Consider the following 15,691-nt stretch of genomic DNA (forward strand, 5'->3'; position numbering starts at 1 on the left):
ACTCCCGTGGCTCTTACCATCGGAATCGTCGGCCTTCCCAATGTGGGAAAGTCCACTCTCTTCAACGCCCTGACCAAGAACTCGGTGCTCGCGGCGAACTACCCGTTCGCGACCATCGAGCCCAACGTCGGGGTCGTGAACCTTCCCGATGTGCGGCTGCAGCAGCTCGCCGACGTGTTCGGCAGCGAGCGTCTCGTGCCCGCCGCGGTGTCGTTCGTCGACATCGCCGGCATCGTCCGCGGCGCCAGCGAGGGGGAGGGGCTGGGCAACCAGTTCCTCGCGAACATCCGTGAAGCGGATGCCATCGCCCAGGTCGTCCGCGGATTCGCCGACGACGACGTGGTCCACGTCGACGGGCAGGTGAACCCCGCGAGCGACATGGAGACGATCAACGCCGAGCTGCAGCTCGCCGACCTCCAGACCCTCGAGAAGGCGATCACGCGCTACGAGAAAGAGGTCAAGGGCAAGAAGCTCGACCCTTCGGTGCTTGACGCTGCCAAGGCCGCGGAGGACGCCCTCCAGCGGGGCGTGCTGCTCTCGGCATCCGGTCTCGACCTGTCGCCGATCCGCGAACTGGGTCTGCTGACCGCGAAGCCCTTCATCTTCGTCTTCAACGTCGACGAGGCCGTTCTCACCGACCAGGCCCGCAAGGACGAGCTGGCCGCGCTGGTCGCGCCGGCGAAGGCCGTGTTCCTGGATGCCAAGATCGAGTCGGAACTGATCGACCTCGACCCCGAGGATGCCGCCGAGCTGCTGGCGTCCACCGGCCAGGACGAGTCGGGTCTCGACCAGCTCGCGCGGATCGGCTTCGACACGCTGGGCCTGCAGACCTACCTCACGGCAGGTCCCAAGGAGGCCCGCGCGTGGACGATCCCGCAGGGCGCGAAGGCCCCGCAGGCGGCCGGTGTCATCCACACCGACTTCGAGAAGGGCTTCATCAAGGCCGAGGTCATCTCGTTCGCTGACCTGATCGAGCTCGGCTCGGTCGCCGAGGCCCGTGCGAAGGGCAAGGCCCGCCTCGAGGGCAAGGACTACGTCATGCAGGACGGCGACGTGGTGGAGTTCCGCTTCAACAACTGAGTGGGTAGAAGTAGGGGCATGCAGGACGCGGGGGAGGCGGCAGGTGGAGCACAGCGCTCTCGGTGAGGCTCTTGACTATCTCGTCGCCTACAAGGCTGCGCATCGACACGCCGACAAGGCGGAGATGTCCAGGGCCTACGAGGCGGCTTTCACGCCCCGGCGCGCTCGAAGCGTGTTCGTAGGGGCAGGCTACGCTCTTCGGTTCACGCAAGCTAACCAGGAGAATTTCTCCAACACCGTCTTGTCGTTGTCCGCTCTTCGGCTGCATGATCATCAACCTCTGGTGGTCGTGATTGTGCGTCCGAGTGAGGTGAGCTTCTTGCTAGCAAATTCGTCCGTGCTAGCAAGGATCAGTCACAGTTCCTCTGAGCTTCGACCTGACCACATTCGCGGAAGTTTCAATGGGTGGGACATCATGCGGTCGTTCGCTGGGTTGGAAAATCGTCGCGAGAACTTCTCCTCGATCTTCGAATTGCACCAGGCGTCGGTGTGGGACGAGACCGTCGAACGGCTTGCCGAGGTCTCCGCAATGGTCAAGGCGCGTCGACCCAAGTTCGTCCCAAGCGCGACACAGCGTGCAGCCATTCTCGACGCCCCTCGCCGCGCCGCCGAAGCGTTGGACACGCCCCACTACCTTGCTATCTCGGTCGAACTCGCTTCTCGAGTGCAGGGGGCGCAACGTGCGATTCTTGATGCGGCGCGGAATGAGAATGGCAATCTCCGTGGGCAGGAAGTGGAGCGTTTGATCACGGGCGGTGAGAACGGGCATCGCCTCGATGACCTCGGGGTTGCTCTCGCAGACGGACAGCTTTCCATCGACGTCAAATCCAAACGCTTGAATCGATCCTCCGCGCCAAAGGCCTATAACGTCGACAAAATGCTCGATTTCCTTGCGCAACCGGGGTCGGTGGCAGCAATACTGGCGATTGGTATCGACACCGATCGTGAGCGGGTTGTTTCCTCTCTCGTGCCCGTCCTTGATCGAGAACTCCTCCGTGTTACCGGAGTGCAGCACCACTGGGCAGGGCGAGGCAGTCGTGGGGTGACCCAGTTCAGCGCTGACTGGGGTGTAGTTTTCGATGGATCCCACCGGGCCTCGATTGATGTCGCGGCTGCCCGCACCTTCCTGCAGCACCTCATCGAGCTGTGATCCGCCTGCTTCAGCTGCGTGACCGCGACGTGGTGGAGTCCCGCTTCAACAACTGAGCAGGCTCCCCACGTAGGCTTCCGGCCATGAACGGAACCCCTCCGGTGCGACGTTCCATCCGGCTATTCCCGGACTACGGCCGGGACTGGCCGCTGTGGGAGGACTCGACACCGACGTGGGACGTCGGGTACACGACGACGCCCGACGACTATGGGCTGTCCGATGCGCTCCGTCGCGACATCGCCGCGTGGAACGCCCTGTGGGAGGCGAACTTCGACCCGTTCGACGGGTGGAAGGACGCGGCATCCTGCGAGGCGTGGCGCGCGGCGGGGGAGGGCGTCGCGGCACGGCTCGCCGACGAGGTCTCGGCGTTCGCCGACGTCTGGTACGAGCCGTGGCCGCTCCGAACAGAGCTGGGTACGGCCGAAGGCTGAGGTCTGAGGGTCGCCGATGGCAGTAGCGGTATCGCGCCTGCAGCACCGTGACGTGCGTGTCGTCGGCGATGTAGACGAGCCGATTCGCCTCGTCGATGCGGCGCGACCCCGCGCCGGCCAATGCGTGTTTCAGCGGCTCCGAGGCCGCTCCCGCGACGACCTTCGCTAGAGTCGGCGCGTGAACCCCACCCCACCGGCCGCACCGGGGTCGACTCCGGAGCGCCGGGCGCGGGTGCGGGCCATCCTCGCGGGCTCCGTGCCGAACCTCGCGCAGTGGTTCAACCTCTACGTCTACGCGATCTTCGCCCCGTATTTCCGCACCGAGTTCTTCGATCCCAACTCACCGGACTCGCTGCTCTTTGTGTACGGCCTGTTTGCCGTGACCTTCGTCGTGCGGCCGGTCGGCTCGTGGCTGTTCGGTCGGCTTGCTGATAGTCGGGGGAGGCAACGGGCACTCGTGGCCGCGGTCACCCTGATGTCCGCGGGTTCCGTCGCTCTCGCGGTCGCGCCGACCGAGCGGTCGATCGGGGCGTGGGCGGCCGTGATCCTCGTGGTCGTGAGTGTCGTTCAGGGCATCGCCACCGGGGGCGAGTACGCGGCGGCCACGGTGTTGTTGTCGGAGTCGGGCACGCGGGGGCACCGCGGATTCTTCGCCTCGTTCCAGGCCACCACGATCGTCGGCGGTCTCGTGCTCGCGCAGGGAACGCTCCTGGTGCTCCTGCTGATCAGCGATCGCGCGGCGGTGTCGGAGTGGGGGTGGCGGGTCGCGTTCGTCGCGGGCGGCGCGGCCGGTCTGGCATCGCTGCTGTGGGCGCGGGCGAAGCCGCAGCCAGCGCCGGTGGTCGGCCCATTCACCACCCCACCGGCCTCGACGATCGCCGAGTTGGTCCGCACATACTGGCGGCCGCTCATCTGGGTGATCCTGCTGACAGCGGGAGGCAGCGCGGCGTTCTACACCGCGACGGTCACGGTGCCCTCCGTCCTCCGCGAGGCGTCCTTCGCCGCGGGCGGACACGCGGCCGAGTCCACGACGACCGGGGTCGTGCTCGCGGCCTTCGTCGTGCTGCTGCTGATGCAGCCGCTCGGCGGGGCGCTGAGCGACCGGATCGGCCGGAAGCCTCTGCTCATCGCCTTCGGTGCAGCGGGTGTCCTGGGCGCGGGGTTCCTCGTGACCGCGGCCGCCCGGGTGACATCGCCGGCGGTGGTCTTCGGCATCCTGGTCCTCGCGTTCGCGGTTCTGACCTGTTACCTCTCGGTCAACGGCATCGCCAAGGCGGAGGTCTTCCCCGCCCACATCCGTGCCCTCGGTGTGGGCCTCGGGTACGCCGTGGCCAACTCGCTGTTCGGCGGCACCGCTCCGCTCGTCTACCACGCCACGGCGGGCGGTTTCAGTTTCGTCGTGTATCTGACGGTGCTGCTCGGGGTGACGCTGGTCGCCGCCCTCCCGATGCGCGGGGGCGCGGCGACCGCTCTGGACGCGCCCGATGTCTCAGCGGAGCGCTGACGAGCAACCATCGGCCCGTGCGTCAGCCTTCGGGCCGCAGCTGAACCGCGAACAGCCATTCCGCGATCTGCTCCGCGGACGGGTCGTATTCGCCGATCTCCCGCCCCTCGTCCCAGGCGCCCGGGATCACGTCGGCATCCGGGGGCCAGTAGATCCAGCCGATCGCCTTCCCGGCACCGTTGACGCGGAGTAGGGCGTGATAGGTCTCGACGTCTTCCTGGCTGCGGGACGACATCGCTCGGCGCAACAGCTCGACGATCTCCTCCCGCGTGATGCCGGGGGTGGGGGTGACAGCGTGTTCGATGAGATGGGCTCTCGCGAACTCCTCCGCCGACTGACTGGCGAAGTACTCCCGGAAGTCCTGGTGCACCAGGGTCGATCCGACGGCGGTGTTGAACGCCGCGATCTGTGCCGCCGCCTCGCCGTCAGGGAGGAGGTCGATCTCCTTGACGAGAGCGGCGAGTCGCGGAACGATCGCGGTGTCGATGCGAGGAGGGGTGAGCGACGGTCGGAGGTCCACGTACCCCAGTATGTGTCGAGCGCACGTCCGAGCCCCCGGTCACTCGACCGGGGGCTCGACTGCGGTCCTCAGCCGCCGATGGGCGTCGGGTTCGTCGTTCGCAGCGAATCGAAACGGTGGAGGGGTGAACGAGCGCCGGCAGGCAGGGGAGAATGCCACCGTGACTACCGTGCAACTGCGTCCGCTCGAGCCGGCAGAAGAGCCCGCCTTCATCGTGCGCCTCCAGGAGGCGTTCACCGCCGGTGCCGAGGCGGCGGAGCCCGGTCACGCCGGCTCGGAGCCCGTCATCTCGGTCGGGGAGATCCGGGAGTCCATCGACGCACCCGGGGCCGACTCCTGGAACGTGCTCGTCGACGGGCAGAGCGTCGGCGGAGCCGTCGTTTCGATGAAGGACGGGGGACGCCGCCGAAGTCTGGACCTGCTGTTCATGGACACGGCGGCGCAGGGCAGGGGAGTGGGATCGGCGACGTGGCGCGCGCTCGAGGAGCACTACCCCGATGCCGAGGTGTGGGAGACGATGACCCCGTACTTCGACACTCGCAACATCCACTTCTACGTCAACCGGTGCGGGTTCCACATCGTCGAGTTCTTCCACCCCGGACACCCCGACCCGAACAGCCCCCATCCGACGACGGCCGACGACGACGAGCGCGGGCCCGACCTCATGTTCCGGTTCGAGAAGCGGCGGAGCTGATCAGCCCAGCTCGCCCGGGTGCGTCAGGCGCCACCAGAGCGTCGGTTCCTCGAGCTCGCCCGAGATCTTCACGTCGGCGGTCGCCTTGTTCGGCCCGGCGGTCCAGGTGATCGTGCCGACCGACTCGCCGTCGGCGTAGCGCTCGGGGGTCTGGACGTCGAGCGCCGTGACGACCGGGGTGTCCGACCAGGTCATCAGCGCCGCGCTGCGACCAAGCACGATCTCGGCGCGCGCGCCCCACGCGGTGGTGATCTCGCCGAGCTCGTCACCGACGGTCCCGACCGGCACCTCGTGGAACCCGGCGCGGATGCTCTGGAGCACCGTCACGACGTCCTGATCGGTGCTGTCGTGGCTCTCTCCTCCGAGGCGGACCCCGGTGATCGTCAAGGGCGCGCCGATGCCGACGTCGAGGAGTGAGCTGAACAGCAGGTTGAAGGTGCCCTCGCCCAGGTTCCCCGTCTTGAGGCCCCGGATGCCCTCGGTCCCGAGCAGGCCGTTCGTGTTGGTGACGGTCCCGGGCCCGCCGGGCAGAGAGATCGAGGACATCCCCACGATCCTGGCCAGGGCCGGGTTCGCCTTGGCGATCTTCCCGAGCGCCACGAGGTCGCGCGGCGTGCTCGTGTTGCGCTCGTCGATGCCCGTGGCATCCACGATCCGTGTCGACTCCAACCCGTTCGCCGCGAGCCATGCGCGAGCGGCGTCGACGTACGCGCCCTCCGACCCGAAGCCCCATCGCGCGACCGCGACGGCGTAGTTGCTCGCCGAAGGCAGCAGCATCGTCGCGAGGGCGTCGTGGAGCGACATGCTCGATCCGTCCGGCATCCGGGCGATCGTGACCCCGCGGACGTAGAACTGGTCGTACAGGTCGGTGTCGGCCTTGGTGAAGGCGAGAGTGGGGCCGGGATCGTTCGCCCCGTCGAGCGGATGCCGGTCCAGGACGACGAGCGCGGTGACGAGCTTCGCGATGCTCGCGATCGGCCGCGGATCGTCGCCGCCCGAGGCGACCCGCGCGCCGTCGGCTTCCGCCCCGAGGTAGTCCTCGCCGCCGGTGACGCTGACACGCATCGCCCCCGACGCCGGCATGCCGATCGCGGCGGGTTGGCCGGCAGCGACGGCGGGCGGTTGAGTCGTGACGGTCGGCGGAGCCAGCGGTGCCGCCGAGGCCCACCACACGTATCCGCCGCCCGCGCCGAGGACCACCAGCACGCTCGCCAGGAAGACGATGAGGACGATCCGCCCCGCCCGGCCCGATCCGGATGCCGCGGGCGCCTTGTCCAGCAATCCCGCGAACGCGCTCAGGTCATCAGTATGGTCCTGCGTTTCCCCCATGCGTTTCCCCTCGCGCACTCCCACGAACCTCACCCGTCGCGATCTCGTGTCGCACGCTCTTCCTCACCCGGAGCGGTTTTTCAAGCCCCCCGACGGGGTCGAAAGCCGTGTCTACCGTGGAGGGTATCGGGAGATACCCGGAATACCACGACGGGAGGAGCCGACATGGGACTCGACGACAAGATCAAGAACGCCGCGGAAGACCTGACCGGTAAGGCGAAGGAAGCCACCGGCAAGGCCACCGACAACGAGCGTCTCGAGGCCGAAGGTCAGGCCGACCAGACCAAGGCCAACGTCAAGAAGGCCGGCGAGAACGTCAAGGACGCCTTCAAGTAAGTCGCCCTCCCCGAATGCCCCGACCCGTCGCGGTCGGGGCATTCGTCGTTTCCGGAGGGCGACGCGGAGGCCCGGCGCTCGCCGCGCCCCGGGGGTGCCGTGCACGGCGATCATCCCCGGGATAATGGCGGCATGACCGCTGCCGTTCCCACCGAGACCCCGACGTTGGTCTCGGGTACCCCCGTCGTCCTCCGTGCCCACGGCTACGAAGCCGCCATCGCGAGCGTCGGTGCCTCCCTCCGCTCGCTCACGTACGAGGGTCGTGACCTCGTCGTGCCGTTCGACGCCGACGAGCTGCGCCCCGCCTACCGCGGCACGACGCTGGCGCCGTGGCCGAACCGCGTGGTCGACGGCATCCACCGCTTCGACGGCCAGGAGCACCGACTGCCGCTCACGGAGCCGAAGCGCGGCCACGCGCTGCACGGGCTGCTGTCGTGGGTCGACTGGAACGTGCTCGAGGCCTCGGAGGACGCTGTCACGCTCACGGCGACCGTCCCCGCACAGGCCGGCTACCCCTGGTGGCTCGTCGTGTCGACCACGTACCGACTGGATGCCGACGGCCTCACGCAGACCGTCCGGGCGACGAACCTGTCGGACACGCCCGCGCCGTGGGGCACCGGCCCCCACCCGTACCTCGTCGGCGGTCCCGCCGCGCTGGACGAGTGGACGCTGGGCCTCCCGGCCGACACCGTGCTCGAGGTGACGCCCGACCGGCTGTCGCCGGTGGCCCTGGCATCCGTCACCTCCGACGCGGAGCGTTTCGACTTCCGCGACGCGCGCGTGCTCGGTGCCGTCGAGATCGACCACGCGTACACCGGCCTGATCCGGGATGCCGACGGTCGCACGACCGTCACCCTCACCGACCCGTCGGGCACGGGGGTGGCGATGAGCTGGGCCGAGGACTGCGCGTGGGTGCAGATCCACACGGCCGACCAGCCGACCGGACCCGGGACGCCCGGACACCGCGCCGGGCTCGCGGTGGAACCGATGACGTGCGCACCCGACGCCTTCAACGACGACGCCTACGACTTCGCCACCGGCGTCGTCTCGCTCGACCCCGGTGCCTCGCACGAGGCCGGCTGGACCATCTCGGCACGCTGAGCCACGAACGACAGAACCGCCCCGTCGCACGCGACCGGGGCGGTTCTGTCGTGAAGCGTCAGACGACCTGTGCGCCGCACATGCCGCAGTCGCCGCCCGCCGAGACCTCGACGAAGCAGTCGGGGCACATCGTGCGCAACGGCCGGTCGCTCGGCGCCACGGGCTTCGGGCCGGCGACGCGGCGCTCGGCGCGCGGGGCGGACGCGCGCACCTTCTTGAGCTCGATCGGTGCCGGCGGGGCGGGGGCCGGCTCGGGCTTGTGCGCGGCGCAGTAGAAGCGCACGAAGCCGCCGTGGTGCTTGGGATGGCGGTGCTTGACCGCCCACAACTCACCGCGGTCGAACAGCTCTCCCTCGGCTCCGCACCCGACGCAACGGGTGGGCTCTCCGGGGACGACATCGGCGACGAGGACGGGAGCATCGAAGGCGATGGCATCCCGCCAATCCGACGAGGACACGATCTTCATGGGGGACCCTTCTTGCGGCGGTTCGGGCCGCCTCACCCTCCACGGTACGCGCCCTCACCGGCACGTGGTGACCTCCGGGGGGATCCGTGGGGGTGGACAGCCCGGGAGACCCTCCCGATAGGTTGGAGAGAATTCCCCCGCGCCGCCTCGGCGGTGCCCATCGAAGGAGAAGCATGGAACTCGCCGCTCTGGGGGCGATCGGTCTCGTCGTCGTCATCGCTCTCGTCGTCGCCATCGTCGTCATCCTCATCGTCGCCGGCATCATTCGCGGGTGGTACCGCGTCGCGAAGGCCGACGAAGCCCTGGTCATCGTCGGTAAGCGCCAGAAGGCCGCCGACGGCAACTCGTCGCGCATCACCGTCATCACCGGCGGTGGCGCGATCGTCAACCCGCTGACCCAACGCGGCGAGATGATCTCGCTGCGTGCCCGTCAGATCAAGATGGAGCCCACCGCGCAGTCTTCCACCGGTGTGACGGTCAACGTCAGCGGTGTCGCGCTGGTCAAGATCGGATCCGATCCCGAGTCCGTGCGCCGCGCGGCCGAGCGGTTCGCCTCGCAGGACAAGGCCATCGAGCAGTTCACGACCGAGCAGCTCGAGGGCGCGCTGCGCGGCGTCGTGGCCACGCTCACCGTCGAAGAGCTCATGCGCGACCGCCAGCGGCTGGCGGACCAGATCGCGGAGGGCATCAAGCAGGATCTGTCGTCGCAGGGACTGATCCTCGACTCCTTCCAGATCCAGGGCATCACCGACACCAACGGCTACATCTCCGCGCTCGGAGCGACCGAGGTCGAGCGCGTCAAGCGCGAGGCGGAGGTCGCGCGCATCAACGCGGTCCGCGAGATCCGCGCGCGTCAGATCGCGACCGACGAGGCCAACCTCATCGAGCAGACCGCGCTCGACAAGAACAGCGCCGCGGCCAAGGCCGAGGTCGGCCGGGCGAACGCCGAGGCCGAGCAGGCGGAGGCACTCACGCGTGCCGAGCGTCGGCAGGCCGTGCTGCAGCAGGAGGCGCAGAACACGCAGGCACGCCTCGAGTCCGAGGTCGCCCGCGTCGCCGACGCCGACCTGTACCAGCGGCAGAAGGAAGCCGACGCCGAGGCGTACGCGCAGATCAAGGCCGCCGAGGCCCGCGCCCAGATCGCCGAGCAGGAAGCGGCCGCCGTCCGCGTGCGCGCAGAGGCCGACGCGCAAGCCGTCCGCCTGGCCGGTGAGGCCCGGGCCGAAGCGATCCGCGCCGAGGCCGAGGCCCTCTCGCACAACCAGGAGGCGCTGCTCGCGCAGCGCGCGCTGGAGGCGCTCGTGCCGATGATGGCGGAGTTCGCCAAGGGGTATGACCGCGTGGGCAACATCACCGTGCTCGGGGGCGAGGGTGCCAGCGGCCACCTCGCGGCCGAGTCGGCCACGGGCCTGCGGTCGTCGTTCGAGGCGGTCCGGGCCGCCACCGGCATCGACCTGACCGCGATCATCCAGGGGCGTGCCGTCGCGGACGCCTTCGCCGACGCGTCTCACCGCCCGTCCGAGACGAGCGCGACCACCGAGGCCGCACCGGCATCCACCTCGGGGACGTCGCCCACGGCGTCCGAGCCCGGGGCCTGACGAGGAACCTCGACGGTGCCCGAGGCGCCCGAGGTCGAGGCGCTCACGCGGTTCTTGCGTGAGCGCCTCACCGGCCGCGTCGTGCGCGGCGTCGAGCTGACCGAGTTCCGCGCCCTCAAGACCCGCGCGCGACCGCTCGACGAGATCGTCGGCCGCACCGTCGGGAGCGTCGATCGGCACGGTAAGCACATCGACCTCGACGCCGACGGCACCCACCTCTCGATCGGCTTCGGTCGCGCGGGATGGGCGACGTGGAGCGACGACGCAACGGCATCCGATCCTCCCGCGAACGGCGCGGCGCTGATCGCGCGCGTGACGTTCGACGACGGCGTGCTCGGGATCACCGACGCGGGGGAGTGGCTGTCGGTGCAACTGCACGTCGTGGACGCGCCCGACGACGTGGCGGCGGTCGCCAAACTCGGACCGGATGCCGCCGACCCGGGCTTCTCACGCGAGGCGCTCGTCACCGCGCTCGGTCGACGACGCAAGCAGCTCAAGGCGCTGCTGCAGGAGCAGGAGTCCCTCGCGGGGATCGGCAACGCCTACTCGGACGAGATCCTGTACGTCGCGCGGCTGTCTCCCGTGGCCCAGGCCGCCTCGCTGAGCGACGACGAGGTCACGCGGCTGCACACGGCGGTGCGCGAGGTCCTGGACGGCGCCGTCGCCGCGCGCGACGGCATCCCGATCGCCGAGCAGAAGGCGGCGAAGGTCGCGTCGATGCGGGTGCACGGCCGGACGGGCGAGCCCTGCCCCGACTGCGGCGGCACGATCGAGGACATCCCCGGGACGAAGGGCGGCGGTCAGTACTGCCCGTCCTGCCAGCCGCTCTCCGCCTGACGGGTGGGAGGGGGCGCGGCGCCCCAAACCGCGAGACTGCACCCGCCTGACAACTCCACGGCAGCGTGCAGTGGGGATGTCAGTGGGATGCAGTCTCGGCGTGCGGGCACCGCGGCCCGCGGGGACCGGCGTGCGGGTCAGGCCGTCTGGCCGGAGTGCTTTCCCTCGGCGACCTCTTCGACGAGCTTGGCGTTGAACGCGGGCAGGTCGTCGGGGTTACGGCTCGAGACGAGGCCCTGGTCGACGTGGACCTCCTCGTCGACCCACGTGGCGCCGGCGTTGCGCAGGTCGGTCTGCAGCGTCGGGTAGCTCGTCAGCGTGCGGCCCTTCAGCACGTCCGCCTCGGTGAGGATCCACCCGCCGTGGCAGATGACCGCGACCGGCTTGTGCTGGTCGAAGAACGCCCGCGTGAAGTGCACGGCATCCTTCACGATCCGGATGTCGTCGGCGTTCTGGACGCCGCCGGGCAGCACGAGTGCGTGGAAGTCATCGGCCGTCGCGGAACCGACGGGGAGGTCGACCTTCTGCTCGTGACCCTTCTCCCCGGTGACGGTGCCGTCTGCGGGAGAGACCAGAACGGCCTCGGCGCCGGCCGCGGTGACGGCCTCCCAGGGGCTGGTGAGCTCGCTGTCTTCGAAGCCGTCGGTCAGAAGGAAGGCGATGCGCTTTCCGGTGAGATCCGTCATGGGGACTCCTCTCGCTGGGGTGGGGATCAGTCCACGCTAGGAAGAGGCCCTGACACCGGGACGGGGGTTGCGGATGCCGTGCCCGCCGGGTACCGCGGAAGTCCCGCGTACGACCGGCCCCCGTTCCTGCGCGCGGGCGTAGCATGGAGCGCATGTCCGGTGAGAGCACCCCCGAAACCGAGACCCCGTCGAAGCCCATCCTCACGCTTCTGACGCCCGAGGCCTCGGACGACGACCGCACCCCTCCCACCTATCGGTGCGCGGGGGGCTCCTGCTCGATCGGGTGAGCCCGATCGAGCTCAGTGCGCGAGCGGGACTCCGTCGATCTGGTCGGCGGGCTTGCGGATCAGGAACGCTCCGACGATGAGCGGCAGCGAGACGATCGCCGCGATCATGAACGCCATGCGCGCTCCCGCGGCGTCCGCCTCGAGTCCTCCGCCGTGGGACGCGGACACCGAGGACATCACGGTGACCAGCAGGGCGATGCCGGCGGCTCCGGCGACCTGCTGCACGGTGCCGACCACGGCGGAGCCGTAGGAGTAGAACTGCGGCGCGACCGAGCCGAGGGATGCCGTGAACAGGGGCGTGAACGACAGCGCAAGGCCGATCGACAGCACCGTCTGCGCGACGATGAGCAGCACGAACGACGTGTCCGTCCCCACCGTGGAGTAGAACCACAGCGTGCCGCTGGTGATGACGGCGCCGGGCACGAGGAGGACCTGCGTGCCGAAGCGGTCGTAGAGCCGGCCGATGAGGGGCCCGGCCAGGCCCATCGCGAGCGACCCGGGGAGCACGGCCAGGCCGGTCTCGAGGGGGGTCTTGTCCAAGACGTTCTGCAGGTAGAGCGGCAGCAGCGTGATCGCCCCGAAGAACGCCAGCGACATCACCCCGAGCTGCGTGACCGAGAGGGAGAAGTTCAGCGAGCGGAAGACCCGCAGATCGAGCAGGGCCGTTCCGCCCTTCTGAAGCCGCAGCTGACGCAGCACGAAGAGCGTGAGGCCGGCGACGCCGACGACGAGCGAGACGACGAGGGTCACGGTCGACGCCGACTGGGCGGCGGCGGCATCGGCTCCGGCACCGTGTCCGCCGCCGATCTGGCTGAGGCCGAACACCAGTCCACCGAAGCCGAAGGCCGAGAGGATCACGGACAGGACATCGATGGGGGCCTTGCGGGTCTCGCCGAGGTTGTGGATCCACCGAGCGCCGACGAACAGCGCGACGAGGGCGATCGGGAGGACGATCCCGAAGATCCAGTGCCAGCCGAGCGACTGCAGCACCAGACCCGACATCGTGGGTCCGATCGCGGGGGCGAGGGCCATGACGATGCTGACGCGCCCCATCATGCGGCCGCGTTGCTGCGGCGGCACGATCGTCATGATCGTCGTCATCAGCAGCGGCAGCATGATCGCGGTGCCGGAGGCCTGGATGACGCGGGCGACGACGAGCAGCTCGAAACCGGGGGAGAGGAACGCCACGAGCGTTCCGGCCGAGAACAGTGTCATCGCGGCGACGAACACCTGGCGTGTGGTGAAGCGCTGCAGGAGGAAGCCCGTGATGGGGATGACGACGGCCATCGTCAGCATGAAAGCGGTGGTCAGCCACTGGGCGGCGACGGCGGTGATGCCCAGGTCGCGGATGAGGAACGGGATCGCCACGTTCATCGTGGTCTCGTTGAGGATCGCCACGAACGCCGCGATGAGCAGGAGCCAGATGACGCGGCTCTGTTCGGCAGTGACACCCGAGGCCGATGTGGGCGGGGCGGTGGAGGTTCCGGTGGTGGCGGCCAAGGCGGGGTCCAATCGGGGCAGGCGTCCAGGCGTCACGAAGGCGACGAGCTTCGGAGGTAACGGCGCGAAGCGGGCGCGTATTCCCGGCGAGCGGGAAACGGGTCGAGGCGGTCGGAGGCGACGACAGCGCGTGCCTGATCCTAGCGTGCCGTGATGTCCGGGCCCTGAGCGCCGCCGTGTCGGCGGCCGGACGTAGGCTGACCGGCATGAGCATGGGCGGCACGGGTGGCAGCATGTTCCGCGGCGTGTACGCGGAAACCCAACGGCAGCGCAACGCCGAGGCGCCGCGCGTTCCCGACCTGGGGCGGCGGGTCGCCTCACTCTTCCGCCCCTATCGGGCCCGCATCGCGGTCACGGTCGTGCTCGTCGTGGTGGGGGCGGCGGTCGCGGTGATCCCGCCGCTGCTGGTGCAGCGGATCTTCGACGACGCGCTCTTCCCCGTCGACGGTTCTCCGGTGGACCTGAGACTGCTGGCCGGTCTCGTGGCGGCGATGATCGGGCTCTTCCTGATCTCGGGCGGGCTGGGCGTCGCGCAGACGTGGTTCACGGCGACGGTCGGCAATCGGGTGACGGGCGATCTGCGTGTGCGCTTGTTCGACCACCTGCAGGCGATGGAGCTCGGCTTCTTCACTCGCACCAAGACCGGTGTCATCCAGTCGCGTCTGCAGAACGACGTCGGCGGGGTCTCGGGCGTGCTGACGAACACGGTCACCAGCATCCTCGGCAATTCGGTCACGGTGGTGGCCTCGCTCGTGGCGATGATCCTGATCGACTGGCGGCTGACCCTCATCGCGGTGGTCATCATGCCGATCCTCGTGCTCGTGCAGCGACGGGTCGGGCAGGTGCGCGCGCGTATCGCGGCGCAGACGCAGGAGTCCCTGTCCGAGCTGTCGGCCATCACGCAAGAGACGCTGAGCGTGTCCGGCATCCTGCTGTCGAAGTCGTTCAACCGTCAGCGCACGGAGTCCGCGCGATACGACGCCGAGAACGCCAACCAGGTGCGCCTGCAGGTGCGTCAGGCGATGAGCGGTCAGCGTTTCTTCGCGGTCGTGCAGGTCATCATGGCGAGCGTCCCGGCCATCATCTACCTCGTCGCGGGGCTGCTCGTCGGCAGCGGAGCAGGGACGCTCACGGCGGGCACGATCGTCGCGTTCACCACGGTGCAGGCGCGCTTGCTCATGCCGCTCATGGGGCTCATGCGCGTCGCCCTCGACGTGCAGACCTCGTCGGCGCTGTTCGCCCGCATCTTCGAATACCTCGACCTGAAGCCGGCGATCGCCGATGCGCCCGAGGCGATCCCCGTCTCGGCGGCGCCGGGTCCCGTGGGACGCGTGGAGTTCCGCGACGTCGTCTTCCGCTACCCCGACGCCCCCGACCATGCGCGTCCGACCCTCGGTGGGGTCTCGTTCGTCGTCGAGCCCGGTCAGCACGTCGCCTTCGTCGGGCCCTCGGGCGCGGGCAAGACGACGATCCTGTACCTCACCCCGCGCATGTACGAGGCCAGCGCCGGGGCGGTGCTGTTCTCGGGAACCGACGTGCGGGCCCTCGAGCGCGCATCGATCATCGACAACATCGGCATTGTCTCGCAAGAGACGTATCTGTTCCACGCGACGGTGCGCGAGAACCTCCGCTACGCCAAGCCCGAGGCGACGGATGCCGAGATCGAGGCGGCGTGCCGCGCGGCGAACATCCACCACGTCATCGCCGGTTTCGAGGACGGCTACGACACGATCGTCGGCGAGCGCGGCTACCGCCTGTCGGGTGGGGAGAAGCAGCGCATCGCGATCGCGCGGGTGCTCCTGAAGGACCCGCCCGTACTGCTGCTCGACGAGGCCACCAGCGCGCTGGACACCGTCTCCGAGCGCATCGTGCAAGAGGCTCTCGAGACGGCGTCGCACGGTCGCACGACCCTGTCGATCGCGCATCGGCTGTCGACCGTCGTCGGAGCCGATCGCATCCATGTCGTCGATGCGGGCCGCATCGTCGAGTCCGGGACGCACGCCGAGCTCCTCGCCGCGGGCGGCCTGTACACGGGTCTGGCCGCGGAGCAGATGGCGGCGTCGTTCGTCCTCACCGAGGAGGAGCACGACCGCGCCGACCTCGAGCGGCCGGCGCTGGTCACGCGACGCGCGGACCAGTCGCCGACGTGACGGCCTCGGCCGCGTCGACGCG

General features: G+C 69.4%; 16 protein-coding genes and 1 pseudogene. 11 read left to right on the forward strand and 6 right to left on the reverse strand.

Annotation, left to right across the window (positions count from 1 at the left end):
- Positions 1-6: 6 nt before the first annotated feature.
- The 3 genes from ychF to AC3E6M_RS06915 all read left to right on the forward strand — a co-directional run bounded on the left by ychF (position 7) and on the right by AC3E6M_RS06915 (position 2,661).
- Complete coding sequence (gene ychF / locus AC3E6M_RS06905) at positions 7-1,080, forward strand: redox-regulated ATPase YchF (RefSeq protein ID WP_138173593.1); 1,074 nt, start codon at positions 7-9, stop codon at positions 1,078-1,080.
- A gap of 43 nt (positions 1,081-1,123) precedes the next feature.
- Positions 1,124-2,230 (forward strand): hypothetical protein, encoded by a 1,107-nt coding sequence (locus tag AC3E6M_RS06910; protein WP_138173591.1) that lies wholly within the window; start codon positions 1,124-1,126, stop codon positions 2,228-2,230.
- Positions 2,231-2,313: 83 nt separating this feature from the next.
- A complete protein-coding gene (locus AC3E6M_RS06915) occupies positions 2,314-2,661 on the forward strand; it encodes an immunity protein CdiI family protein (protein ID WP_138173589.1) in 348 nt (115 codons plus the stop codon).
- Positions 2,662-2,695: 34 nt separating this feature from the next.
- Here AC3E6M_RS06915 and AC3E6M_RS06920 read toward each other — a convergent pair.
- Positions 2,696-2,935: pseudogene (locus AC3E6M_RS06920) on the reverse strand (type II toxin-antitoxin system YoeB family toxin); the annotation flags it as partial.
- Between AC3E6M_RS06920 and AC3E6M_RS06925 the strand changes: the two are divergent.
- The gene (locus AC3E6M_RS06925; protein ID WP_490529442.1) at positions 2,840-4,165 is read left to right on the forward strand and encodes an MFS transporter; all 1,326 of its coding nucleotides are present in this window, start codon (positions 2,840-2,842) and stop codon (positions 4,163-4,165) included. The pseudogene AC3E6M_RS06920 and the gene AC3E6M_RS06925 sit on opposite strands and share 96 nt — an antisense overlap.
- Positions 4,166-4,187: 22 nt before the next feature.
- Here AC3E6M_RS06925 and AC3E6M_RS06930 read toward each other — a convergent pair whose 3' ends face one another.
- On the reverse strand, positions 4,188-4,685 hold the full coding sequence (locus AC3E6M_RS06930; RefSeq protein WP_138173585.1) for a hypothetical protein: 498 nt from the start codon (positions 4,683-4,685) through the stop codon (positions 4,188-4,190).
- A 160-nt stretch (positions 4,686-4,845) separates the two neighbouring features.
- On the opposite strand from AC3E6M_RS06930, the gene AC3E6M_RS06935 reads away from it, so the two are divergent.
- Positions 4,846-5,379, forward strand: a complete 534-nt coding sequence (locus AC3E6M_RS06935) for a GNAT family N-acetyltransferase (protein WP_171024219.1) — start codon at positions 4,846-4,848, stop codon at positions 5,377-5,379.
- Here the strand turns inward: AC3E6M_RS06935 and AC3E6M_RS06940 are convergent, their stop codons facing one another.
- Positions 5,380-6,708 carry a serine hydrolase gene (locus tag AC3E6M_RS06940; RefSeq protein WP_138173581.1) on the reverse strand — a complete coding sequence of 443 codons (1,329 nt, stop codon included), beginning with the start codon at positions 6,706-6,708 and terminating at the stop codon, positions 5,380-5,382.
- Positions 6,709-6,873: 165 nt separating this feature from the next.
- Between AC3E6M_RS06940 and AC3E6M_RS06945 the strand changes: the two genes are divergently transcribed.
- Positions 6,874-7,044: a CsbD family protein gene (locus AC3E6M_RS06945; protein WP_138173579.1), complete on the forward strand. Its 171-nt coding sequence runs from the start codon at positions 6,874-6,876 to the stop codon at positions 7,042-7,044.
- A 132-nt stretch (positions 7,045-7,176) separates the two neighbouring features.
- On the forward strand, positions 7,177-8,145 hold the full coding sequence (locus AC3E6M_RS06950; protein WP_138173577.1) for an aldose 1-epimerase family protein: 969 nt from the start codon (positions 7,177-7,179) through the stop codon (positions 8,143-8,145).
- A 58-nt stretch (positions 8,146-8,203) separates the two neighbouring features.
- On the opposite strand, the gene AC3E6M_RS06955 is transcribed toward AC3E6M_RS06950, so the two are convergent.
- Positions 8,204-8,611, reverse strand: a complete 408-nt coding sequence (locus tag AC3E6M_RS06955) for a glucose-6-phosphate dehydrogenase (protein WP_138173575.1) — start codon at positions 8,609-8,611, stop codon at positions 8,204-8,206.
- A gap of 173 nt (positions 8,612-8,784) precedes the next feature.
- Between AC3E6M_RS06955 and AC3E6M_RS06960 the strand changes: the two genes are divergently transcribed.
- Both AC3E6M_RS06960 and AC3E6M_RS06965 read left to right on the forward strand, forming a co-directional pair.
- A complete protein-coding gene (locus tag AC3E6M_RS06960; RefSeq protein WP_138173573.1) occupies positions 8,785-10,209 on the forward strand; it encodes a flotillin family protein in 1,425 nt (474 codons plus the stop codon).
- A 15-nt stretch (positions 10,210-10,224) separates the two neighbouring features.
- Positions 10,225-11,046 (forward strand): Fpg/Nei family DNA glycosylase, encoded by an 822-nt coding sequence (locus AC3E6M_RS06965; RefSeq protein ID WP_138173571.1) that lies wholly within the window; start codon positions 10,225-10,227, stop codon positions 11,044-11,046.
- A 137-nt stretch (positions 11,047-11,183) separates the two neighbouring features.
- Here the strand turns inward: AC3E6M_RS06965 and AC3E6M_RS06970 are convergent, their stop codons facing one another.
- Positions 11,184-11,732: a type 1 glutamine amidotransferase domain-containing protein gene (locus AC3E6M_RS06970; RefSeq protein WP_138173569.1), complete on the reverse strand. Its 549-nt coding sequence runs from the start codon at positions 11,730-11,732 to the stop codon at positions 11,184-11,186.
- 152 nt (positions 11,733-11,884) lie between these two features.
- Here AC3E6M_RS06970 and AC3E6M_RS06975 point away from each other — a divergent pair, with 152 nt between their 5' ends.
- Entirely contained in the window at positions 11,885-12,019 is a 135-nt protein-coding gene (locus tag AC3E6M_RS06975) for a hypothetical protein (RefSeq protein WP_289508575.1), read from the forward strand.
- A gap of 12 nt (positions 12,020-12,031) precedes the next feature.
- On the opposite strand, the gene AC3E6M_RS06980 is transcribed toward AC3E6M_RS06975, so the two are convergent.
- On the reverse strand, positions 12,032-13,519 hold the full coding sequence (locus AC3E6M_RS06980) for an MDR family MFS transporter (RefSeq protein WP_252370909.1): 1,488 nt from the start codon (positions 13,517-13,519) through the stop codon (positions 12,032-12,034).
- 212 nt (positions 13,520-13,731) lie between these two features.
- Between AC3E6M_RS06980 and AC3E6M_RS06985 the strand changes: the two genes are divergently transcribed.
- Positions 13,732-15,669 (forward strand): ABC transporter ATP-binding protein, encoded by a 1,938-nt coding sequence (locus tag AC3E6M_RS06985; RefSeq protein ID WP_138173630.1) that lies wholly within the window; start codon positions 13,732-13,734, stop codon positions 15,667-15,669.
- The last annotated feature ends 22 nt before the right edge of the window (positions 15,670-15,691 follow it).

The sequence above is a fragment of the Microbacterium sp. SCPM-O-B-15248 (M128) genome, from assembly GCF_058214835.1.

Excerpts from the sequence above, each read along its gene's own strand:
- AC3E6M_RS06950 (WP_138173577.1), top strand. The coding sequence starts at position 7,177 with ATGACCGCTGCCGTTCCCACCGAGACCCCGACGTTGGTCTCGGGTACC.
- AC3E6M_RS06975 (WP_289508575.1), top strand. The coding sequence starts at position 11,885 with ATGTCCGGTGAGAGCACCCCCGAAACCGAGACCCCGTCGAAGCCCATC.
- AC3E6M_RS06985 (WP_138173630.1), top strand. The coding sequence starts at position 13,732 with ATGGGCGGCACGGGTGGCAGCATGTTCCGCGGCGTGTACGCGGAAACC.
- AC3E6M_RS06955 (WP_138173575.1), bottom strand. The coding sequence starts at position 8,611 with ATGAAGATCGTGTCCTCGTCGGATTGGCGGGATGCCATCGCCTTCGAT.
- AC3E6M_RS06960 (WP_138173573.1), top strand. The coding sequence starts at position 8,785 with ATGGAACTCGCCGCTCTGGGGGCGATCGGTCTCGTCGTCGTCATCGCT.
- AC3E6M_RS06915 (WP_138173589.1), top strand. The coding sequence starts at position 2,314 with ATGAACGGAACCCCTCCGGTGCGACGTTCCATCCGGCTATTCCCGGAC.
- AC3E6M_RS06945 (WP_138173579.1), top strand. The coding sequence starts at position 6,874 with ATGGGACTCGACGACAAGATCAAGAACGCCGCGGAAGACCTGACCGGT.
- AC3E6M_RS06940 (WP_138173581.1), bottom strand. The coding sequence starts at position 6,708 with ATGGGGGAAACGCAGGACCATACTGATGACCTGAGCGCGTTCGCGGGA.
- AC3E6M_RS06970 (WP_138173569.1), bottom strand. The coding sequence starts at position 11,732 with ATGACGGATCTCACCGGAAAGCGCATCGCCTTCCTTCTGACCGACGGC.